Consider the following 21,552-nt stretch of genomic DNA (forward strand, 5'->3'; position numbering starts at 1 on the left):
GTGCCAGCGCTGTCCGGGTGGTTCAGCGCCGCCGCATCGACGGGTGCCACGCCGTCGTCGCCCGCTCCAGCAGCGCCAGCGCGCCATAAAGGCCGGAGCCGGTCAGCGCCGCCACCGCGATGGTTGCCCACACGATGTCCAGGTTCATCCGCGCCACCTCGGTGGAGATGCGGAAACCCATGCCGACCACCGGTGTGCCGAAGAATTCGGCGACGATGGCGCCGATCAGCGCCAGGGTGGAGTTGATCTTCAACCCGTTGAACAGGAAGGGCAGCGCGTTCGGCAGCCGCAGTTTCACCAGCGTCCGACCATAGCCGGCGGCATAGGACCGCATCAGATCCAACTGGATGCGCTCCGAATTGCCGAGGCCGGCGAGCGTGTTGATCAGCATCGGGAAGAAGGTCATGACGACGATAACCGCCGCCTTCGACTGCCAGTCGAAGCCGAACCACATCACCATGATCGGCGCGATGCCCACCACCGGGATGGCACTGGCAAGATTGCCGAGCGGCAGCAATCCGCGGGCAAGAAACGGCACCCGGTCGGCAAGGATTGCCACGAGGAAGCCCGCGCCGCAGCCCATCACATAGCCGCGCAGCACAGAGGTCAGCACCGTCTGGCGGAAATCGTCCCACAGCACCGGCGCGTTGGCGGCCAGCGCCAAAGCGATGCGGCTGGGCGGCGGCAGAAGGATCGCCGGCACCTGGAAGCCGCGCACCAGCACCTCCCACCCCACCAGCAGGCCCAGGCCGAACAGACCGGGCACGACGACGGAGCGGATCCCGCCCGGCACCCCGGCCAGCACCCCCATCACCCGCCACAGCAGCAGCGTCGCCGCCACCAGGAACAGCCACAGCCCCCAACCGACCGACAGGTCCAATCCCTCTTTCAGCAAATGGAACGGCAGCAGCCAAGCCAGCGCCACGCCGGCCAGTTCCGCCCAGGCGCCCCAGACCCGCTTCGGCGCGGAGCGGCCCGCAATCACCGCCAGCACCACGCCGATCAGGAACAGCGGCGCCATGGTTCCGCCGAGCCAGCCGACGGGCACACCGTTCAGTGACCCCAGCGGCAGGACCAGCGCCACCAGCGCCGGCAGGACCACGGCGACCAGCCCCCAGTCGGCGGCGCTGCGCAGGCTGGTGCGGTATGGGTTCGTCATAGCCTCGCTCATCGCGCACCCGCCCGGCCAAGCAGGACCAGTTCCAGCCCGCGCACCACCCCGATCAACGCCACCGACAGCAGCGAGGCCATGATCAGCGCCGCCCAGATCTGCACGGTCTGCCCATAATAGGACCCGGACAGCAGCCGCGCCCCCAGCCCGGCCTGCCCGCCGGTCGGCAGCTCGCCAACGATGGCGCCGACCACGCTGATGGCGACCGATACCTTGAGGCTGGCAAACAGGAAGGGCATGGACGCCGGAAGCCGCAGCGACCAGAAGGCCCGCATCCCGCTCGCCGAATAGGTCCGCATCAGATCGAGCCACAGCGGATCGGCCGAGCGCAGCCCCTTCACCATGCCCACCGTGATCGGGAAAAAGCACAGATACATGCAGATCACCGCCTTCGGCAGCAGACCGGTCAGCCCGATGTTGCCGAGAATGACGACGATCATCGGCGCGATGGCCAGGATCGGGATGGTCTGCGACGCGATCACCCAGGGCAGCAGGCTGGCTTCCAGCGTGCGGGTGTAGACGATGCCGGCGGCCAGCAGAATGCCCAGAACCAGCCCCATCGCCAGCCCGGTCAATGCCGCCTTCGTCGTCACCCAGGTGTGGAACAGCAGGTTGCGCGGGCTGGTCGGCGCATAGCCGGTCAGCGACTTCCACAACTCCACCACCACCTGATCGGGGGTGGGCAGGATCGGCCGCTTCATCGCATAGGCCTGGGCCAGCACGTCACCGAAGGCCGTGGGCTTGCCGGCACGGGCCAGCGTCTCCACCGCCTGCGGCCAGTTCAGCCACGCCGCCCCGACATACCACGCCGCCAGCAGGAGCAACGTCATCACCGTCACGGGAAGCGCGCGCTTAGTCATCGTAGCTGTGCCCTTCCTTCAGCCCCTCGCGCACGCGGTGGGCGATGGCGGCGAACTCCGGCGACTCGCGGATGTCCAGCGTGCGCTCACGCGGCAGCGAATCGCAGTCGATAACGTCGAGGATACGGCCGGGGCGCGGGCTCATGACAACGATGCGGGTGGAGAGGAACACCGCCTCGGCAATGGAATGGGTGACGAAGACGCAGGTCTTGCCGGTCGCCCGCCAAAGCTGGGTCAGATGCAGGTTCAGATGGTCGCGCGTGATCTCGTCCAGCGCGCCGAACGGCTCGTCCATCAGCAGCAGGTCGGGCTGCAGGGCCAGGGCGCGGGCGATGGATACGCGCTGCTGCATGCCGCCGGAGAGCTGCCAGGGGAACTTGCGCTCGAAGCCGACCAAGCCGACGCGCTCAAGCTGTTCGCGGGCGCGCTGCTGACGTTCGGCCTTGGGAAGCCCCATGATCTCCAGCGGCAGCATCACATTGCGCTCCACCGTCCGCCAGGGATAGAGCGCCGGCGCCTGGAACACATACCCATAGAGCCGCTTCAGGCGCGCCTGCTCCGGCGTCATGCCTTCGATGGCGACATGACCGGAGGTGGGCCGCTCCAGATCGGCGATCACCCGCAACAAGGTGGTCTTGCCGCAGCCGCTGGGACCGATCAGGGAAACGAAATCGCCCCGCGCGATGGTCAAATCGACCTCGCTGAGCGCCGTGACCGGCTTATCCGCCGTGGGATAGACCAGCGAAAGCTTGCGCGCCTCGACGACCACCGGGGACGCGGCCGAAGAAGCGGCCTGGTCCGAGCCTTGCCGGGCAGCGGTCGCTTCCCGGACATCGAGCGGATTGGGGAAGGTCACGGGCGGCGGTCCTTCACAGCTCGGATTTGGGGAGCGGACTTGACGGTTCGGTCAGAATCGTCCGCCTCGCAAACTATCACCCCTCCGATTGAGGCGCCAGGGTTGCAAAAGCCCAGCCCTCTTGCCCGAGGACATCAGAACGCAACTTTAAGGGAAATCTTCGCCGAAGCGACATTGGCATGCACATGCGTGCGCGGTATTCTCGCGCTGCCGGACGCGCATCACGCGTGAAAGGCAACCGAAAGGAGGTGACGCGAGTGAGAAAATTCCTGAAGTGGCTTGGCCGCTTCTGGTTCAAGCTGAAGTTCGAGTTCGAAGCGGGCTTCAACACGGACCAGGACAGGTAAGCCAAAGATGGTGGGGCCGGGAAACCGGTCCCGCCATTCAGGAAGCGGCTCGCGTCACCTCCTGCCCCCGAGATTACCACGCCCCCCGCCATTTTCAAGGCACGAGCGAAGGGCGACACAAGCGCGACACGCTCCGCGGGTGCGGGCCGTCCATCGAAGGGAGATGGGTGAAAGAACTGGACGGGCGGCACCATGCCGGAACAGGATCACGCCCCTTTACCGCAACACCCTTGAGACATGCCCGCCGCCAAGCCGCCCCCCAGCCTTGAGATCACGCGCGAGGACGGCGCGGCCGGTGCCGTGTTCGTGGCGACCCCGGTGCTGACCCCGGTGATCCGCACGCGCTATCTGCTGATCGCGGGGCTTCTGGCCACCGGCTTCATCGCCGGGGCAGGTCTGGCGCCCGACGAACTGGCCGGCATGCTGCAATGGCTGGCGGTCTTCTGCGCGGTTCCGGTGCTGCTGCTGTGGGTGGTGATGCTGACCGAGACGGTCCAGTGCCGGGCCGTGCGGCTGGGCGTGACGGCTCGCGGGCTGACGGTGGACGGTTCACGCATCCATGCGCATGAGACGATCCGCGATCTGGCGCTGTACCCGATGGTGGGCGGCAAGCCGCTGTTCGTCGCCTGGATCGATCCGGCGCACGACTACGGCCACAAGGCGGAGATGAACCTCGTCGCCGGCAACGTCGCGCCCAACGATGCGGTGAAGGCGGAACTGAAGGCGGCGGGCAGCCGCAACGTGCGGCTGGTCATGCACCGGCGCGGCGGGCACAAGGCGATCGTTCTGGTGCGCGGCCTGACCCTGTCGGGCGGGCAGACCCTGCTGGCCGCCCTGGCGGCGGAGCTTCGCGCTCACAGCCGCTAGGGCGTCAGGAAAAGACCGGCGTGATCAGCGGCGCGGAATGGCCGGCGGCTCCGGCAGATCCTCTTCCAGGATGACGACGTTCAGGGCATAGGACACCTCGCCCTCGTCCTCGTCACGATTCAGCGTGCCGAAGAACTCGCCATCCACCGTCACTTCGGCCGACTGGCCGGCCTTCGCCGGCGGCTCGATCACGATCTTCGGATTGCCCAGCGTCTTGCGCAGGTACATCTGCACGCGGGCGATTTCGGTGTCGGACATCCGGACGACGGACGGCTTGGCGGGCGGCATGGCGAACCTCGTTGTCTGCGAAGGAGCGTCATATAGGCGGCTTCGCCGCGAAGGGAAAGCGATACCTCGCCGGATCTCCTCCCTCCCGCCGGAGACCCGGCGCCTGCTCCGGCTCCGCCCATCGTCCACGCGGGGTAACGCCGGCACAGTCCGCCGCCCCGAAAGAGCGGGGTTCCCGACTGGTGGAAAAGGCTATGCTCCCGGCGGCGGTACGCAACCCGGCATCGGGCGGCGCATAGGATCATGCCCGTGCCGGAGGCTGCCGCGCAGACGAAGGATGGAACGCCGTGACGATGACCCCGACTGCAAGCAATGCCACCCGCCGCAAGACAGGAGGATGGAGGCGTCGCCTTGAAGCAACCGTCCTCACGGCGGCGCTGCTGGCCGCCCTGCCCTTCGGCGGCGCGCTGGCGGACAATGGAAAGCGTGTGGCGCTGGTCATCGACAATGGCCGCTACACGGCACTCGACGGCCGGTCGGACCAGGCTGCCGCCAATGCCTCGGCCATGGCGTCGGCCTTGCGCAACGCCGGCTTCTCGGTGACGCGGGCCGACAATGTCGGGCGGATCGCCATGGAATCGGCCCTGGAGCGCTTCCGCGAGGCGCTGTCCGGTGCCGACCTCGGCTTCGTCTATTACACCGGCCTCGCCGTCGGACTGGGGGAGCGGGAGTTCCTGCTGCCGGCCGACGCCGCGCCCACGGGTGCGGAGGACCTGCCGCGCGCCGCCCTGGACCTCGACACCGTGTTGAGCGACCTGCGGGACAGCGGACGCAAGGCGGTGGTGGTGATCGACCCCGGCATCGCCGAGGCGCTGGCCCAGCGGGTCGGCGGCGGCGCGCTGGGCACGCCGATCGAGGCGGACGGCCTGTTCGTCGTCTACGCCCACCGTCCGGGCGTGCCGCCGGCACCGCCCAAGTCGGGCAAGGGTCCCGATCCCTTCACCGCCGCGCTGGCGCGCGAGATGGTCAAGCCCGGCGTCGCCTTCCGCGATTCGCTGGCCGAGGTGGCGCGCGCCGTCGCCGAACGCAGCGACGGCCGGCAACTGCCCTGGCTGCAGGACCGGCTGGGCAGCAATCTGGTGCTGGTGCCGGCCGTGGCATCGGCGCCCGCCAAACCGCCGGCCACCCCGCCAGCGGCGTCCACTCCCCCTCCGGCAAAGGAACCACCGGCCAAGGAACCGCCGGCGGTAACCACCCCAAGCCTTCCGCCCGGCGAATATGAGATGGCGAAGTCGAGCACCCTGTTCGACCGGCCGGCTGTCGGTGCGCGCGGCGTCGCACAGCTGTCAGCCGGCAGCATGGTGACGGTGTTGGAGGCTGTGCCGGAAGGAAGCTGGCTGCGCGTGCGCGATCCGGCCGGAAGGACCGGCTATCTCACCGCCGGCGTGCTGGCCACCCGCTGGGCCGACCCGTCGCCGCTCGCCGCCCGCGCCCGTGGTCCGGTGGAGGCCAGCCCCTCCTTCGGCGATCCCGGGATGGAGCAAGGGATGGAGCCGCCGGCCACCGGCAATTCTGATCCCATCCGGACGGAGCAGCCGCGCAGTTTCCCGACCGCGCCGCCCGGCACCGGCTTCACTGTCCCGGACAGCCCGGCGGTGGAAGCGGAGCAGCAGGCGATGCGCGCGCTGGGTGATGCCCGCACCGCCGCGGATCGGGCGCGCGGCCGTCCCGACAGCCGATACTGGAGCTACGGCTTCTCAGGCGGCGACCGTTACGAAGGAACCTGGGCGCAGCCGTCCTCCGGTTCGGGGCTCGGCCGGCCGATCCGCCAGGGGGCGGGTGTCTACCACTTCGCCAACGGCCAGACCTATGAAGGGGAATGGTCGGGCGACCTGATGTCAGGCTATGGCGTGATGACCTTCACCGACGGCAGCCGGTTCGCCGGGCGCTTCCGCGATGGCCAGCCGGACGGGCCAGGTGTCTTCCACTACGCCAATGGCGGACAGAGCGCCGGCCTGTGGCGCGGCTCCGTCCGCCTGGACCAGTAAGACCACCGCCGAGCGGGGATCAGCGCGGCTTCAGAGCCTCCACCACCTGCACATGGCCCTGCAGCGCGCCCAGCGTCAGGGCGGAGTTGCCGTTAGCGTCCATGCGGTAGGGGTTGGCGCCGCTGTCGAGCAGCAGCTTGGCCACCGCCTCGTGCCCGTTGTTGGCGGCGTACATCAGCGCCGACCAGCCATAGGCTGTGGTGCGGTCGACCATCACCCCATGCTGGATCAGCGTGCGCGCCACGTCCTGGTGGCCACGGGCGGCGGCGGCCATCAGCGCGGTCTTGCCGTCGCTGTTGGTGGTGTCGAGATCGGCGCCGCCGTCGGCCAGCGCGCGGACCACCGCATCATGTCCGCCCCAGGCGGCGTACATCACCGCCGTGGCGCCATCGGAGGTGCGCAGATCGGATCGGGCATGACGGTCCAGCAACACCCGCACCGCGTCGGTCAGCCCCTGTTCGGCGGCGATCATCAGCAGGGTCTTGCCATTCTCCAGCCGCGTATCCGGACTGGCCCCGGCCTGCAGCGTGCGCGACAGTTCCGCCGGGTTGCGCAGCAGGGCCAGCACCGATTCGCGGTCGCCCAGACCCGGAGTCGCCTTCACCGGCGCCGCGGAACTTCCGCCGCCGGTTCCGGACGCGGTGCCAGTGGAAGGGCCGTTGGAGGGGCCGGCGTAGGCCCGCTGCTCCCCCGCCGCGCGGATGCGTTCGGCCAGATCGGGGCTGGCGGGCGAGATCATCTGCGCCCGCTCGTAGAAGCGTTTCGTCTCCGACCAGTCGCCGTCGCGCTCCGCCATCATCGCCCAGCGGCGATAGGTGTCCTCCATGGTGGTCAGCAGTTCCGCCACCTCGGGCGCCGACGGCGCGATCTGGCGGATGCGCTGCACCGTCTCGAAGGCGTTGTCACCGGGCGGGGTGGTCAGGCGCTTGCCGGCGATCTGGCGGCGGGCCTGATCGACCATGCTGCGCACGCGCTGGGCGGTGTCGGCGTCGGGAACAGCGACCTGCGGCACGGCGGGAACGGCAGGTGTGGCCGACGGGTCCTCCAGCGGCGGCAGCGAGGCCACGCCCGGCGCCGCCTCCGCATTGCCCGCCGGGGCGGAGGGCTTGGCGGCGGCAGACGGCTGTGACTGCGGCTGCGACTGGGCCGGCGGCAATGCCGCGGTCTCGACCGGCGTCACCGCCGGCGGAGTGGCTGTCGAGGCGAGCACCGCCGCCTTCGCCACCGTCTGGGTGCCGCTCGCAGGCGTCTGCGCGCTCTGGGCCGGCGTCTTCTGAGCATCGGCCGTGGCGGCCGGACGCGGTGCGGGTGCCGTCGCGGCGGGCGGTGTCGACGTCGGGGACGAAGCGGCGGGCGCCACAGGAACGGAAGCTGCCGGCACCGACGGGACGGCACCGGGCGCGGTCGTGCCGGTATCGGCGGCGGCATGCTGGCTGACCGCCGGAGTCTCGCCACCGGTCAGGCCCAGCACCGTCCGCTCGACCGCATCGCGCGCCCGGACCCACCCCTCCTCCACCATCGCCAGCGCCCGGTCGGGGAAGGCGCCAGGCATCGCGGTGGCGATGGCGGCGCCTGCGGCTCCCAGCAGGACCAGGGTGGTCAGCGCCGCTCCAGCATAGAGCCCGGTCCGCCGCGGCGCCCGCATCGTCTGGCCCTGGCCAAAACCCGGGTACCCCCGGTCACGATAGTCGGCGACCGGCCCCTCCGCACCGGCCATCGGTCCGGGATCGCGGTCGCTCCATTCCTGATCGCCCGACCAGCGGGGGTCCTGCGCCCGGTCTTCCTGCCGCTCACCCACCGACCAGTCGTTCGCGGGCGGAATCGCCGCCGACTGGGGCGGCGGCGCCAGGATCGGCACCGGACGCGGCGCCGGCGGCGATACGGCGGCATCCTGCGACTCGTCGGCAAAGTTCCCGCCGGGCGACATCCGGTAGATCACGCCCATGTCGCGCAGCACATCGGTCAGCCCGGCCCGCGCCAAGGTTCCTTCCAGTTCGGGAGTGCCGCAGAGCAGCACCTGCATGAAGCGGCCGGACGGCGTTTCCGCCCGCGTCAGTTCGACCAGATCGCTCAGCACCGGCGGCGCCAGCACGGCGGCGTTGTCCACCGCCAGCAGCCCGGAGCCGGCAAGTTCCAGCCTTTCCTCCAGCGCGGCGATCAGGGCGTCGAAATCGACCTCGCCGCCCTCCTCCCCGGCGGCCAGATCGGGCAGCGCGCCGGTGCCGGCGGCAGCGACCAGATCCTCCAGTTCCGCGCCGAGCGACGCCGCGACCGGCAACGCCATGGCGCCGTCCGCCTCGACATGCTCGACCAGTTGGCGGAACAGCGCGGGACGGCCCGACCCGGCATCTCCCACCAGCACCAGCAGCCTCTTGCGGGCCAGAAAGGCGAGAACCAGTCCATCACGGATCTCGGCCGCCGTGGCGCCGGCGGATTCGGAAACGGGATCGTGGTGGCCCGGAGCGGCGCGCCGGGCGCGCGAAGTATGTTTCGGGGCAGAACGGTCCATGGACATCTCAAGACGCCGATCAGTGAAGGGTGCGCTCATGAGACTCTAGTGATGCCCCCCGCAAGCCCCGACGGGGCAAAGGGCGGTTACCCCTTCTCTTCCGGGGTGGGTGGATTGACCCTTCCGGCACGAAAGCATCCCTGGCCCGCCGATCGGGGGAGCGGTATAGGGTTGCCCCCGAAAATCGGTCATCTTCCCCCATCCGGACGGCGGCAGGCATGCGACTCGGAATCGATTTGGGCGGCACCAAGATCGCCGCCGTGGCGCTGGATCGCGACGGGACGGAACTCGCCCGCCATCGCCGCCCAACCCCGCGCGGCTACGACGCCACGCTGGATGCGCTGGCCGAGACGGTGGCCGCCCTCATTTCTGCCGGTATTCCTGCTGGCGACACGCGTGGCGTCGGCATCAGCCTTCCCGGTGTGGTCGATGCCGCCGCCGGGCGGGTGCGCGCGGTGAACCTGCCCTGGCTGGAGAACCGTCCCTTCGCCGAGGATGCGGCCCGGCGGATCGGCCGGCCGGTGCGGATCGCCAACGACGCCAACTGCTTCACCCTGTCGGAAGCGACCGACGGCGCGGCGGCCGGTTGCGCCTCGGTGGTGTTCGGCATCATCCTCGGCACCGGGGTCGGCGGCGGCATCGTCATCGATGGCCGCATCCTGCCCGGCGCCAACGGGCTTGCCGGCGAATGGGGCCATGCGCCGCTTCCCTGGCGCGAGGAGGCCGACGGCCCGCCGGTGCCCTGCGGCTGCGGCAAGACGGGGTGCCTGGAGACGGTGCTGTGCGGCGCCGGTCTGACGCGCCTGCACCGCCATCTGACCGGCGAGGCGCTGGACCCGCCGGAGATCGCCGCCCGCGCCCTGGCCGGCGATGCCGCCGCGGCCGGAACATTGGCCCGGCATGCCGACGCGCTGGCCCGGGCGCTGGCCCCGGTGCTGAACCTGCTGGACCCGGACATGGTGGTGGTCGGCGGCGGCCTGTCCGCGCTGCCCGGCCTGTGCGAAGCGGTGACGCGGCGCTGGGGCGCCTGGACGCTGGCGGCCGAGCCGCGCACCCGGATGGCCGTCGCCCGCCATGGTGCCGAAAGCGGAATGCGCGGCGCCGCCCGCTTGTGGCCGGACTGAGCGTCACCACCTCTGCGACGGCGACCGCAACCAACGGTCACGGAGTGGCACGGGACTTGCGCATTCTCCGGTCGGACCGAACGGGGGTACGCCCATGATGCGGAAAAAAGTGGGGACGCGGGCTGCGGGCAACAGCGTCCATTTGCATTTTGCAAACCGGAACGCGACGCGGGCCGGAAAACCGGCAGCGCGTTTGCATTCTGCAAATGACCCTGATGCAAGTCAGGGCACCGGACGCCATCTGGAGCATGCCTGCGCCAGCCTGCAGAACGCTGCCGTCGAACTGGAGACGGTGCTGGCGAGACTGCCCGGCGACGAGCAGGCCGATCTGCACGAGGCGATCGGGTCGATCATGGAGACGCTGCAGTTGATCGCATCGACCCATGCCCGGCTGGAGCCGCCGATCGCTGCCGACTGACCCGCCGGTAAGCCGGTTGACGACATGAAAGACGACATGAAAAAGGGCGGCCACACGGGCCGCCCTTTTCGTTCGTCCGACGGCAGTGGCCTGCTCAGTCGGTGATGGTCTGCCAGAAGAAGAAAGCGACGGCGAGGACCATGATGGCGATGTCCATGGGAACGACTCCTGTGGATGACGGCGGATAGGCGTTTCGCGTCGATCTATACGACAGTTCGCCGGCCGGTGGCAGTGCTTCCGTTCCCCTGCGGCGGTTTTTCACCCCCCAGCCCAGCCTGACAGCCGATCCGCACAAAAAATTCCGCTGGACCGACAGCGTCCATGGTCCGGACAGCGCCCGAATCCGGAGCGGCTCCACGGCCGCCAACCCCAACGGCCAGCCGCGGATGGCCGCCGCCAATCAGCTCAACTCTTTGTAAGCAAAGAATTTTCTTGCCCAGCCGAACCGCCGGCACCGATGGCCGACCACGCCCAAGCGGCGGCCCGTCCCCCTTAAACTACGGATTCCAGATGGAAAAACCGCAGCGCTATGACTTTTTTCAGGGGTTGCCTTCCCCGGGGGCTTTCTGGCAAGAAAAAGGCCGCTGAAGTCAGCGGCCTTGAGTTTAGGGAGGAAACGCCCAAGAAGGGCGAAGCAGCAATCGCTTGCTGCACTGCAACAGTATCAGAACCCGGGGGTCCTGCAACCCCCAAAGCCGGCCCCTGCGTGGGGCCGCAGCTTTTGGCGGGACCTGTTGCTGATCGGCCACATCGAGCCCGCTCCTAATTTCGGGCCTTTGGCCGTCTTCTCCTCCCGCCCGTTACTCACCTGCGGCGTGCCGGCTCCGGTCAGCCGCCGCATCCCGACAGGCAGCGGCGCGAGGAGCCAGCATTGACCCTCTTCCCCCCATCCGCTTTCACGGAATTCGACGCTTTCACCGCGGCACTGGACGGACGCACCCCCGCCCTGTTCCTCGACTATGACGGAACGCTGGCCGCCATCGCGCCGCGCCCCGAATTGGCGGTGATGCCGGACGAGGCGCGCGCGGTGGTGCAGCGGCTGTCGGCCCTCTGCCCGGTCGCCTTCGTCAGCGGGCGCGACCTGGATGATCTTACGGCGATGGTCGCGGTGGAGGGGTTGGTCTATGCCGGCAGCCACGGCTTCGACCTGCGCGGTCCGGACCTGCGCCGGCAGGTGGGGGTGGAGTATGTTCCCGACCTCGACACGGCCGAACGGCTTCTGCGTGACCGGCTCGGCGGCATCGCCGGCGCTCTGGTGGAGCGCAAGCGCTTCGCCATCGCCATCCACACCCGGCAGGTCGCCCCGCCCGACAAGCCGCAGGTCGGCGAAGCCGTCCGCACAGTGGCGGGAGCGCAACCGCGCCTGCGCATGACCGGCGGCAAGGAACTGTTCGAGCTTCGCCCCAACCTGCCCTGGGACAAGGGCCGCGCCGTGATCACCCTGCTGGAGACGCTGGGGCTGGAGGGAAACGGCACCCTGCCGATCTATCTCGGCGATGACGAGACGGACGAGGACGCCTTCCGCGCGCTGGCCGGCCGCGGTGTCGGCATCCGGGTGATGGAAAGCCCGGCCGAGACCGCGGCGACCTGGAGCCTGCACGATCCGGCGGAGGCCACGGCGTTCCTGGGGCGGCTGGCGGACTGGCTCGCGGAGGGGTGAGGTCGCTTCGGCCGCTGCCCCTCCCCAACCCTCCCCCTCTTCGAGGGAGAGGGTGCCTTATGCGAAGCGGCGGCAGTCCCCTCTCCCACCGAAGGTGGAGGAGGGTTAGGGAGGGGGCATTCGCCAGCCGACGCCTTCCCCATTCACCAACCCTAAACCGTCAGCCCGCTATCCTGACCGTTCAACCAGCCGGACAGCGCGTCATGGACATCGGATCGGCCACAACTGCCACGCCCTACCGGCCACAGGCGAGCGCGCTCGACGGATTGCAGGACGCGCAGGCGCGGACCGATGCGGCGTCGGAGCAGATCGCGGCGGGCAACCTGGACCCGGCGGTGGTGCTGGACCTGACCTCCGCCCAAGTGGATTTCGCCGCGAACGCCAAGGTGCTCCAGGCGACGCAGGAGAACAGCCGCCGCCTTCTCGACATGCTGGCCTGAGACGATAAACCCGGGTCAGCGCGGCTTGTTCGGCCCGTAGATCTTGGGTTGGCTGAAGTTCAGGTGGTCGAGAAGCCCCTGGGTGGCGCAGCCGTCGACCGGCAGTTTCGCTGCGCGCTGGTAGGAGCGGATCGCCGTGCGGGTGCGTGATCCCATCTTGCCGTCGACCGTTCCGGCGTTGAAGCCGTGCTCGTTCAACGCCTCCTGTGCGCCGGAGATGAATGCCTGGCGCATCTCGTCCGGCAGATTGTCGGTCTCGCAGGCCGCAAAGGCCGGGGTCGCCAGCAGCATGGCGCCGCACAGGGCCGGAAGAAGAAGTCTGTTCATGGATCGGTTGCTCCAGATCGTTGGGGCCGCAGCCTGTTGAAACAGCCGAGCCCAGCCTTGCATTCCAGAATGCTGGGAATCAAAAAGGGCGGCCGCAAGCGACCGCCCTTTTTTCGTTCCGACCCGTCAGCCCCCGGCGGCGTGCGCGTCGTCGCTCTGGCCCTTGATCCGGGAAGCGAGCGCCGCCTCCAGGAAGGGATCGAGCGCACCATCCAGCACCGCCTGGCTCTGCGAGGTCTCCACTTCCGTCCGCAGATCCTTCACCATCTGGTAGGGGTGCAGGACATAGGAGCGGATCTGGTGGCCCCAGCCGATGTCGGTCTTGGTGGCTTCCAGCGCGGCGGCGGCATCCTCGCGGATCTTCAGCTCGCGCTCGTACAGGCGGGCACGCAGCATGTCCCACGCCTTGGCGCGGTTCTTGTGCTGCGACCGTTCCTGCTGACAGCTCACCACGATGTTCGTCGGGATGTGCGTGATGCGCACCGCCGAGTCGGTCTTGTTGATGTGCTGGCCGCCGGCGCCCGACGCACGGTAGGTGTCGATGCGGCAGTCCTTCTCGTTGATCTCGATGTCGATCTTGTCGTCGATCACCGGGGAAATCGAGACGGCGGCGAAGCTGGTCTGGCGCCGCGCCTGACTGTCGAACGGGCTGATGCGCACCAGACGGTGCACGCCGGCCTCGGTCTTCAGCCAGCCATAGGCGTTGTGGCCCTTGATCTGCACGGTGGCCGACTTGATGCCGGCCTCTTCACCCGGCGTCTCGTCCAGCCATTCGGTCTTGTAGCCGTGCTGTTCCGCCCAGCGGGTGTACATGCGCATCAGCATCAGCGCCCAGTCCTGGGCCTCCGTGCCGCCGGCGCCGGCATTCACCTCGACGAAGCAGTCGTTGGCATCGGCCTCGCCCGACAGCAGGCTTTCGATCTGCAGCTTGTTGGCGCGGTCGCGCAGGCCGTAGAGCTGGGCCTCGGCATCGGCGACGACGGTGGCGTCCCCTTCCGCCTCGCCCATCTCGATCAGCTCCAGGCTGTCGGACAGATCGCGCTCCAGCGCCCGATACCCGGCGACGGAGGTGTCGAGCTGGGTGCGCTCGCGCATGATGGTCTGGGCCCGCGTCGGGTCGTCCCAAAGCTTGGGATCCTCCGCGAGGTTGTTCAGTTCGTCGAGACGCCGCAGTGCATTGTCCCAGTCAAAGATGCCTCCTCAGCAGCGCCAGCGATTCTCTGATCTCGCCGGCGGCCGCTTCGATCTCGGCCCGCATGGCGGTGCCTCCTCGTCAGCCAGAGTTGAAGGGTTTGTCGGCTGCATATGTAGCCGCTCGTTCCCCGCCTTGCACCCTCTTAATGACCGCGGGCAGGCCAACCGGAAGCCCGCAATGGGAGGGCTTGCCACTTTCGTGTATGGCCCAGCCCCTGCTTGGAGGTCCTAACCGTTTGGGATCATCGGTCCGGCTCATTTCAGAGTACGTCCCAAATCCGGCCGCACAACCCTACCGCGGAGGCCGGGAATTCCCGAAATCGAGGTTACGGTCGGCGTCGTTCCGCGCCTTTTTTGCGCGTTTCTGCGCATGGCCATTCCTGCGCGGATGCAAGGACGCGCGACCACCTCTGCCGGGGGCACGATGAGCTTCACCAGCCTGAATTTCCTGCTGTTCATCACCGTGTTCAGCGCCGGTTTCATGGCGCTGGCCCGCACCCGCGCCTTCACCCCCTTCCTGCTGGTGGCGAGCTACATCTTCTACGGCTATTGGGACTACCGGTTCTGCGGCCTGCTGGCGCTCAGCACCTTCATCGACTTCTATTGCGGGTTGAAGATCGCCGATGCGCCCGACCGCAGCACCAAGAAGATGTATCTGTTCATCAGCCTGGGGGCCAACCTGGGCATGCTGTTCTTCTTCAAATACTACAACTTCTTCGCCGACAGCGCCGAGGTGGCGCTCGCTTCGCTGGGGATCGAGATCGGGCGGCGGACGCTCGACATCCTGCTGCCGGTCGGCATCTCCTTCTACACCTTCCAGAATCTCAGCTACGGCATCGATCTCTACACCGGCGAGCTGAAGCAGCCGGAACGCTCGCTGACGCGCTATGCCAGCTTCGTCGCCTTCTTCCCGCAGTTGGTGGCCGGCCCCATCGTGCGGGCACGCGACCTGCTGCCGCAAATCCAAGAGCGCCCGCGCGACATCCCGTTCGAGGAGCGCTTCGCCGGGCTGGAAAAGGTGATCTGGGGCTATTTCCTGAAGATCGGGCTGGCCGACAACGCCGCCGTGGTGGTCGATGCCCGCTTCCACCAGCCGGAGTTCTTCAACGCGCTCCAGCATGTGATCGGGCTCATCTGCTTCTCGCTGCAGATCTACGGCGACTTCGCCGGCTATTCGCTGATCGCCATCGGACTGGCGCAGATCTTCGGCTACACCATGTGCCAGAACTTCGCCCGGCCCTATTTCGCCACCGGCATGCGCGATTTCTGGCGGCGCTGGCACATCTCGCTGTCCACCTGGTTCCGCGACTACGTCTATGTGCCGATGGGCGGCAGCCGCACGCGCTGGCTGCGCATCCGCAACGTCGTCATCACCATGCTGATCTCGGGCCTGTGGCACGGCGCCAACTGGACCTTCGTCCTGTGGGGGGCACTGCATGGCGGGCTGATGCTGGTGGAGGACGGCGCCCGCCGGCTGGCCGTCCTCAGCCCGGTGCGGCTCAGCGGTACGGTGCTGGCCGCCGGGCGGCTGGTGATGATCGGGCTGGTCTTCGCCGTGGTGACGCTGACGTGGCTGCCCTTCCGCGCCGACAACCTGCACACGGTCTGGACCATCCTGGGCATCATCGCTGACGGCGATTTCGGGCTTCAGCAGGGCAACCAGCAGGCCAGCTCGCTTCTGCGCGTCGCCGTCACCGGCCTGATCGTGCTGATGGTCGACGCAATGATCGAGCGAGGGGCCGGCCGCCGCTATGCCGGGATGAATGTGGTGGTGCGGTCGATGGCCTGCTCCGCCCTGATCCTGGTGATGCTGCTGTTCGGCAGCTTCGCCAACCACGCCTTCATCTACTTCCAGTTCTGACCGGACGGAGCCCCCTCCCATGTATCGCCTTCTGGCTTGCATCGTACTGATCCTCGCCACCGTCACGGCGATGGACCGGGTCCTGGCGTCGGCGCTGGGCGGCCTGCTGCTGCGCTCCAGCGACCGTTTCATGGCGATCTACCGCCCGTTCGAACCGGAAGCCGAAAGGCCGGGCATCAAGCCGCACGCCAAGCCGCCCGTCGACAAGGAGCAGCAGCCGAGTCCCCTACTGGTAAAGGCCGCCCTGAAATCCGAGCCGCGCCCGGTTCGCGGGCCGGCCGACGTGCTGGTGCTCGGCAACTCGCGGGCGGACAACCATTTCCCCGTCTCCGCCCTGCAGGACATGACCTGTGGCCGGGCGTTGAATTTGGGGATGGGCGGGGCGCCGACCGTGCTGTCGGCCCTGCTGTGGGAGGATTACGTCGAACGCCACGGCGCGCCGCGCCTGCTGGTGCTGGAGCCGACCGGCGTGGTCGACAATCCGCACGACCTCGCCGACCTGCCGCTGCTGGCCTACTACTCGCCGCGCATCGACGCCTTCGTCCGGCAGGAGAACGAGGAGCTGTGGATGGCCAACCACGCCTTCCACCTGATGACCTTCAACAACAACCAGACCATGCGGCTGATCGCCGGTCTGGTGAAGCCCGCCGCCGACCGCACCCTGGTGGGCGCCATACCCGAACCGATGAAAATCCAACTCGCCGCCGCGCCGGAGGAGGTGATGACCGCCGCCGACGTCAACTGGCAGGCGCTGGACCACATCATCCGCAGCGCCCAGGCGCACGGCACCCGGGTGGCGGTGGTCATCACCCCCTATTTCCCGACCTATGCCGGCAAGCTGAGGAATTTCGACGCCTTCTTCGCCGAGCTGAAAAGCCGCCTGCCCGCCGGCGTCATCGTGGTCGACGCCCGCCGCGCCGTGGACAAGGACGAGTTGTTCATGGACGCCCTGCACGTCAACGAGGACGGCGTGCGCGCGATGTTCGCCGCACTGGAACCCGCCTTGCGCCCGCTCGGAACCTGCCCGGTGGACGCACTGGCCTCGCTGTCGGCAATGGGTTCGACGCACTGACCACGACGGCATCGTTTCGTAGCGAATACAAAAAAGGGGCGTCCATAATGGGCGCCCCTCTTTCTTTGGCTCAGTAGAGCCCGCCGGTTCCCAGCGTCGCCGCGGCCGGCGGGGCCGGCACGCCCGGCTGTTGCGAGCCGAAGCCGCCTGTGGCGTTCGGATCGCCCATCATGGCGCCGGAAGCCTGCGAGGAACCGTCCAGAACCACCTGCGGCTGGTCGGGGTTGGGCTCGGTGCCCGGCAGGAAGGCTTCCCAGATGGCGCGGTTGTCGCCCGGCTGGGCCAACTGGCCGTTGGCCGGGTTGACGCGGACGAGGCGCAGGCCGGGCGGCACGCGGAACGGCGTCGCCGGCTTGTCCTTCAACGCCACCTGCATGACCTCCTTGAACACCGGCACCGCGGCGGACCCGCCGGTCTCGTGGCCGCCCAGCGAGCGCGGCTGGTCGAAGCCGATGTAGGTGCCGACCACCAGATCGGGCGAGAAGCCCATGAACCAGGCGTCGTGGCTGTCGTTGGTGGTGCCGGTCTTGCCGGCCAGCGGCTTGCCCAGCGAGCGCAGCGCGGCCGCGGTGCCGCGCTGGACCACGCCTTCCAGGATCGAGACGATCTGGTAGGTGGTGCGCGGGTCGTTCACCTGCTCGCGGGTGTCGGGCACCGCCGGCACCGCCATTCCGTCCTTCCAGGCGACGTTGTTGCAGCCCTCGCACGCACGGTTGTCGTGGCGGAAGATGGTCTTGCCGTTCCGGTCCTGCACACGGTCGATGAAGGTCGGCACCACCCGCTTGCCGCCATTGTCCAGCATGGCGTAGGCGGTGGCGAGCCGCAGCACCGTCGTCTCGCCGGCACCCAGCGACATCGGCAGGTAGGGCTGCAGGTTGTCGACGATGCCGAACTTCTCGACCAGCGCCTTGACCTTGTCCATGCCGATCTGCTGGGCCAGGCGGACGGTCATGACGTTGCGCGACTTCTCGATGCCGACGCGCAGCGGGGTCGGGCCGTAGAATTCATGGCTGTAGTTCTCCGGCCGCCAGACCGGCTGCCCGCCACCCGGGTCGAAGGAGAAGGGCGCGTCCATCACCAGCGACGACGGGGTGAAGCCCTGGTTCAGCGCCGTCAGATAGACGAAGGGCTTGAAGGACGAACCGGGCTGGCGCAGCGCCTGGGTGGCACGGTTGAAGACGCTCATGGCGGGGGAGAAGCCGCCGACCATCGCCAGCACGCGGCCGGTGTGCGGATCGAGCGCGACGAGGCCGCCCTGCACCTGCGGGATCTGGCGCAGAGCGTAGCTGTTCGGCGGCAGTTCCTTGGGCGCGGACTTGTCGCCCTTCTTGGCCGGCTTTTCGTCCTCGTCCTTCGACGGGCCGCTCAGCGGCTCGACCAGCAGGACGTCGCCCAGCTTGGCGACGTCGGACGGCTTGCGGATCGCCGGGCCGGCGACGTCGCCATCCTTGGAGGCGCGGGCCCAGCGCAGCTCGGACAGCGGAATGCGGCCACGGGTGCCGTCTGTCAACCCGATGTCCAGCCCGTCCGACTGGTCGTCCTTCAGCACGACCGCCATCTTCCAGCCTTCCGATCCGGCGGGCGGCGGCAGGGCGGCCAGCTTCTTCGGCCAGTTGTCGAAATTCTCCATCTTGGCGACCGGGCCGCGCCAGCCATGGCGGCGGTCGTAGGCGATCAGCCCGTCGCGCAGCGCCTTGGTCGCGGTCACCTGCAGCGTCGGGTCCATCGAGGCGCGAACCGACAGCCCGCCCTCATACAGCGCCTGCTCGCCGTAGAGCTTCACCAGCTCGCGCCGGACCTCCTCGGAGAAATACTCGGCGGTCACCACCTCCTGCTCGTCGCGCTTGCGGGTGACCAGCGGCCGCCCTTGCGCGGCCTTCGCCTCCTCCGGCGTGATGTAGCCGTCTTCCGCCATGCGGCCGATCACCCAGTTGCGGCGGGCGACGGCGGCGTCATGCTGGCGGTCCGGGTTGTAGTTGGAGGGCGCCTTGGGCAAGGCCGCCAGGAAGGCGACCTCCTCGATGCTCAGCTCGTCCAGCGCCTTGTTGAAATAGTTCAGTGCCGCCGCCGCCACGCCGTAGGACCGGTTCCCCAGGAAGATCTCGTTGAGATACAGCTCCAGGATGCGATCCTTGCTGAAGGTCCGCTCGATGCGGATCGCCAGGATCGCCTCCTTGATCTTGCGGGCGAAGGAGACCTCGTTGGTCAGCAGCATGTTCTTGGCGACCTGCTGCGTGATCGTGCTGGCGCCGACCGGACGGCGGTCGCGGCCGAAATTCTCGACGTTGGTCAGAATCGCACGCAGGATGCCAATCGGATCGACGCCCTGGTGGCCATAGAAATTCTTGTCCTCGGCCGCCATGAAGGCGTTCATGACCTGACGCGGCATGGCGTCGATCGGCACGAAGATGCGCCGTTCCGATGCGAATTCCGCCATCAGGCGCCCGTCGCCGGCATAGATGCGCGTGGTCACCGGCGGCTCGTAATTGGCCAGCTTGGTGTAGTCGGGCAGGTCGTGGTCGTAATGCTCGAACAGGAAGACCAGCCCCCCGGCGCCGGCAAGAGCCAGCATCACGAAGGCCATCAGCAAGGACAAAAGAAGGCGCATGACCGATCCCGCAAGAGACGACGAACGGCGCGCCCGCGGTTCGGTTCCGATGGATCCGGATCGCAGGTGCGCCTGACAGGGCGGCGCATCCTACACCGCCGCGGTGCGAAGTGCCGCCCTCGTTCCCGTCATGTCAGGAAAATGTGACACGCAGAGGGCGCCCGCAAGAAGGCGCCGGCGCAAAGGGGGTATTCGGGCAGTCAGTATTCCGGCAGCCCGGCCGCGTTTCAGCTCCGTTGCGTGCCGTGCAGCCAGCGGAAATAGGCGTCGATGGTCCGGGCCAGCCCCTTGCCCAGACGCTCGCGGTGGCCGGAGGAGGTCAGCAGCTTGATGTCCCGCTGGTTCGACAGGTATCCCATCTCGATCAGCGCCGACGGCACGTCGGGCGCGGTCAGCACGGCGAAGCCGGCCTGCCGGTGCGGCCGGTTGGGGATCAGCGGCACGTCGCGTCCGAGATTCTGCAGCGCCAGCGTGGCGAACCGCTTCGAATGGTTCATGGCGTCACGCTGGGCCAGATCGATCAGGATGTTGGCGACCAGCTTGTTCTCGCCCGACAGGTCGAGCCCGACCAGGGCGTCGGCCCGGTTCTCCTTGGCAGCCAGCATCTCCGCCTCGCGGTCGGACGCCTTGTCGGACAGGGTATAGATCGACATGCCGCGAATGTCGCCGCTGCTGATGCTGTCGGCATGCAGCGAGATGAACAGGTCGGCGCCCGCCTCGCGCCCGATGGAGACGCGGTCGCGCAGGCGGATGAACACGTCGCTGTCGCGGGTCAGCTTCACCCGGTAGCGGCCGGTCGCCTCCAACTGGCGCTTCACCTCCTTGGCGGTGGCGAGCGTGATGTCCTTCTCATAGATGCCGCCGACGCCGATGGCGCCGGGGTCCTGGCCGCCATGGCCGGGGTCGAGCACGATCAGCGGCTTTTCCGCCACCGTCGGCGGCTTGTTGTCCGGCAGCGGCGGGGCAACGGGCAGCGCGGCCGGGATCAGCTGGGCCGGCGGGATCGGCGGCAGCGGCGCGAAGGGCGGCGGGGCGGTGACGGCGGACGGGGTGGTCGACTCGGGAGCGGCCGGCTGCGGGGACGGCTGCGGCGTCGGAATCGCCATTGCCGACGCGACGATCGAACTCATCGTCAGCGGGCTTTTGGTCCCGAACTCTCCGACGGCGTCGTTCCCCGCCGTGGCGGCGGCAAGCTGCCGGAACTCCGCCGGGGTGGTCTTCTCCAGATCGAGCACGAGGCGCGGCTGGTGACCGTCCCGCGCCGGGATCATGTAGCCCTCGCGCAGCCGGGCCGGGCCGACCGTCTCGAAGGTCAGGCGCGTGCCGCGCGGGCCGCCCGCCGCATGGCGGTAGCGCGCGACCACCCCCTTGCCCTCCACCGGCAGCGCGCCGCCGGGCCAGATCAGGTCGGGCAGATCGATGATGACGCGGTAGGGATCGGCGGCCATCGACACGGTGAAGGACACCGCGTCGCTCAGCTCCAGCACGAAGCGGGTCTTGTCCGGATGGATGCCCAGCCTGGCATCGACCACCGCCGTGCGCGGCGGCGCCGACGGCAGGGCCGCGGTGGTCTGCGCCCGCGCAATGGCGGCCGTCCCGAAGCCGATCAGCACCAGCGCCAGCAGAACCGGCAGAACCGCACCGAGAACGCGCATCACCAGCCGATGGGGCGAAGCGGTGGCTGGAGCGGCGGCTGTGGTCGGGCTGGGCGGCCGTGGCATCGAGACTCCTCGGCGGCTGAAGGGGCACAAAACAAGGCAACGGACGCTCAGCTATAGCCTAGCCAATTCAACGCTCTCAACGCGGATCGTCAGAGCTTGAGTCAATTCCGGACGGGGGTGCCGTTCCTGCAACAGTGAGCGTGAGCGCGGCGGCGGCCATGTCGGGACGGGCTGCCATGGTGGAAGCACGCCCCTCCGCTTCCCCGCGACGAACTTGTTCGCCGAATCGGCGCATTTCCGC

At 68.6% G+C, this 21,552-nt stretch carries 18 protein-coding genes; 8 read left to right on the forward strand and 10 right to left on the reverse strand.

What is annotated here, in order from left to right; all coding sequences use genetic code 11:
- Positions 1 to 22: 22 nt before the first annotated feature.
- Genes TSO5_RS02615 through TSO5_RS02625 form a run of 3 tightly spaced genes read right to left on the reverse strand, consistent with a single transcriptional unit; the run spans position 23 to position 2,800 of the window.
- Positions 23 to 1,159, reverse strand: coding sequence for an ABC transporter permease (locus TSO5_RS02615; protein ID WP_247870558.1), 1,137 nt, complete (start codon positions 1,157 to 1,159; stop codon positions 23 to 25).
- Positions 1,160 to 1,167: 8 nt separating this feature from the next.
- Entirely contained in the window at positions 1,168 to 2,031 is an 864-nt protein-coding gene (locus TSO5_RS02620) for an ABC transporter permease (RefSeq protein WP_109150112.1), read from the reverse strand.
- Complete coding sequence (locus TSO5_RS02625) at positions 2,024 to 2,800, reverse strand: ABC transporter ATP-binding protein (RefSeq protein ID WP_199230791.1); 777 nt, start codon at positions 2,798 to 2,800, stop codon at positions 2,024 to 2,026. The genes TSO5_RS02620 and TSO5_RS02625 overlap by 8 nt, the downstream gene beginning before the upstream one ends.
- Positions 2,801 to 3,471: 671 nt before the next feature.
- On the opposite strand from TSO5_RS02625, the gene TSO5_RS02630 reads away from it, so the two are divergent.
- Positions 3,472 to 4,101 (forward strand): hypothetical protein, encoded by a 630-nt coding sequence (locus tag TSO5_RS02630; protein WP_109150114.1) that lies wholly within the window; start codon positions 3,472 to 3,474, stop codon positions 4,099 to 4,101.
- Between the two features lie 24 nt (positions 4,102 to 4,125).
- Here TSO5_RS02630 and TSO5_RS02635 read toward each other — a convergent pair whose 3' ends face one another.
- Positions 4,126 to 4,389 carry a DUF3126 family protein gene (locus tag TSO5_RS02635; protein WP_085088058.1) on the reverse strand — a complete coding sequence of 88 codons (264 nt, stop codon included), beginning with the start codon at positions 4,387 to 4,389 and terminating at the stop codon, positions 4,126 to 4,128.
- A gap of 293 nt (positions 4,390 to 4,682) precedes the next feature.
- Here TSO5_RS02635 and TSO5_RS02640 point away from each other — a divergent pair, with 293 nt between their 5' ends.
- A complete protein-coding gene (locus TSO5_RS02640) occupies positions 4,683 to 6,377 on the forward strand; it encodes a caspase family protein (RefSeq protein ID WP_109150115.1) in 1,695 nt (564 codons plus the stop codon).
- A gap of 19 nt (positions 6,378 to 6,396) precedes the next feature.
- Here the strand turns inward: TSO5_RS02640 and TSO5_RS02645 are convergent, their stop codons facing one another.
- Positions 6,397 to 8,886, reverse strand: coding sequence for an ankyrin repeat domain-containing protein (locus tag TSO5_RS02645; RefSeq protein WP_109150169.1), 2,490 nt, complete (start codon positions 8,884 to 8,886; stop codon positions 6,397 to 6,399).
- Positions 8,887 to 9,104: 218 nt separating this feature from the next.
- Between TSO5_RS02645 and TSO5_RS02650 the strand changes: the two genes are divergently transcribed.
- Positions 9,105 to 10,010: an ROK family protein gene (locus TSO5_RS02650; protein WP_109150116.1), complete on the forward strand. Its 906-nt coding sequence runs from the start codon at positions 9,105 to 9,107 to the stop codon at positions 10,008 to 10,010.
- Positions 10,011 to 10,203: 193 nt separating this feature from the next.
- Entirely contained in the window at positions 10,204 to 10,428 is a 225-nt protein-coding gene (locus tag TSO5_RS02655) for a hypothetical protein (protein ID WP_247870559.1), read from the forward strand.
- A 94-nt stretch (positions 10,429 to 10,522) separates the two neighbouring features.
- Here the strand turns inward: TSO5_RS02655 and TSO5_RS32090 are convergent, their stop codons facing one another.
- Positions 10,523 to 10,828, reverse strand: coding sequence for a hypothetical protein (locus TSO5_RS32090; protein ID WP_146203660.1), 306 nt, complete (start codon positions 10,826 to 10,828; stop codon positions 10,523 to 10,525).
- 471 nt (positions 10,829 to 11,299) lie between these two features.
- On the opposite strand from TSO5_RS32090, the gene otsB reads away from it, so the two are divergent.
- Positions 11,300 to 12,088 carry a trehalose-phosphatase gene (otsB, locus tag TSO5_RS02660; protein WP_109150118.1) on the forward strand — a complete coding sequence of 263 codons (789 nt, stop codon included), beginning with the start codon at positions 11,300 to 11,302 and terminating at the stop codon, positions 12,086 to 12,088.
- 203 nt (positions 12,089 to 12,291) lie between these two features.
- A complete protein-coding gene (locus TSO5_RS02665; RefSeq protein ID WP_109150119.1) occupies positions 12,292 to 12,528 on the forward strand; it encodes a hypothetical protein in 237 nt (78 codons plus the stop codon).
- Positions 12,529 to 12,543: 15 nt separating this feature from the next.
- On the opposite strand, the gene TSO5_RS02670 is transcribed toward TSO5_RS02665, so the two are convergent.
- Both TSO5_RS02670 and prfB read right to left on the reverse strand, forming a co-directional pair.
- Positions 12,544 to 12,855 (reverse strand): peptidoglycan-binding domain-containing protein, encoded by a 312-nt coding sequence (locus TSO5_RS02670; protein ID WP_109150120.1) that lies wholly within the window; start codon positions 12,853 to 12,855, stop codon positions 12,544 to 12,546.
- 126 nt (positions 12,856 to 12,981) lie between these two features.
- Positions 12,982 to 14,113, reverse strand: a protein-coding gene (prfB, locus tag TSO5_RS02675; protein ID WP_108546617.1) for a peptide chain release factor 2 whose coding sequence is annotated in 2 segments (ribosomal slippage) — positions 12,982 to 14,043 and positions 14,045 to 14,113 — 1,131 coding nt in all. Because the reading frame shifts where the segments join, the coding sequence is not laid out codon by codon here.
- Between the two features lie 360 nt (positions 14,114 to 14,473).
- Here prfB and TSO5_RS02680 point away from each other — a divergent pair.
- Positions 14,474 to 15,910, forward strand: a complete 1,437-nt coding sequence (locus TSO5_RS02680) for an MBOAT family O-acyltransferase (RefSeq protein WP_109150121.1) — start codon at positions 14,474 to 14,476, stop codon at positions 15,908 to 15,910.
- A 19-nt stretch (positions 15,911 to 15,929) separates the two neighbouring features.
- Positions 15,930 to 16,982, forward strand: coding sequence for a hypothetical protein (locus TSO5_RS02685; RefSeq protein WP_109150122.1), 1,053 nt, complete (start codon positions 15,930 to 15,932; stop codon positions 16,980 to 16,982).
- Positions 16,983 to 17,052: 70 nt separating this feature from the next.
- Here TSO5_RS02685 and TSO5_RS02690 read toward each other — a convergent pair whose 3' ends face one another.
- Both TSO5_RS02690 and TSO5_RS02695 read right to left on the reverse strand, forming a co-directional pair.
- Positions 17,053 to 19,590: a penicillin-binding protein 1A gene (locus tag TSO5_RS02690; RefSeq protein ID WP_109150123.1), complete on the reverse strand. Its 2,538-nt coding sequence runs from the start codon at positions 19,588 to 19,590 to the stop codon at positions 17,053 to 17,055.
- Positions 19,591 to 19,817: 227 nt separating this feature from the next.
- Positions 19,818 to 21,311 (reverse strand): N-acetylmuramoyl-L-alanine amidase, encoded by a 1,494-nt coding sequence (locus tag TSO5_RS02695; RefSeq protein WP_109150124.1) that lies wholly within the window; start codon positions 21,309 to 21,311, stop codon positions 19,818 to 19,820.
- Positions 21,312 to 21,552 lie beyond the last annotated feature (241 nt).

The organism is Azospirillum sp. TSO5 (assembly GCF_003116065.1).
Taxonomy (GTDB): domain Bacteria; phylum Pseudomonadota; class Alphaproteobacteria; order Azospirillales; family Azospirillaceae; genus Azospirillum.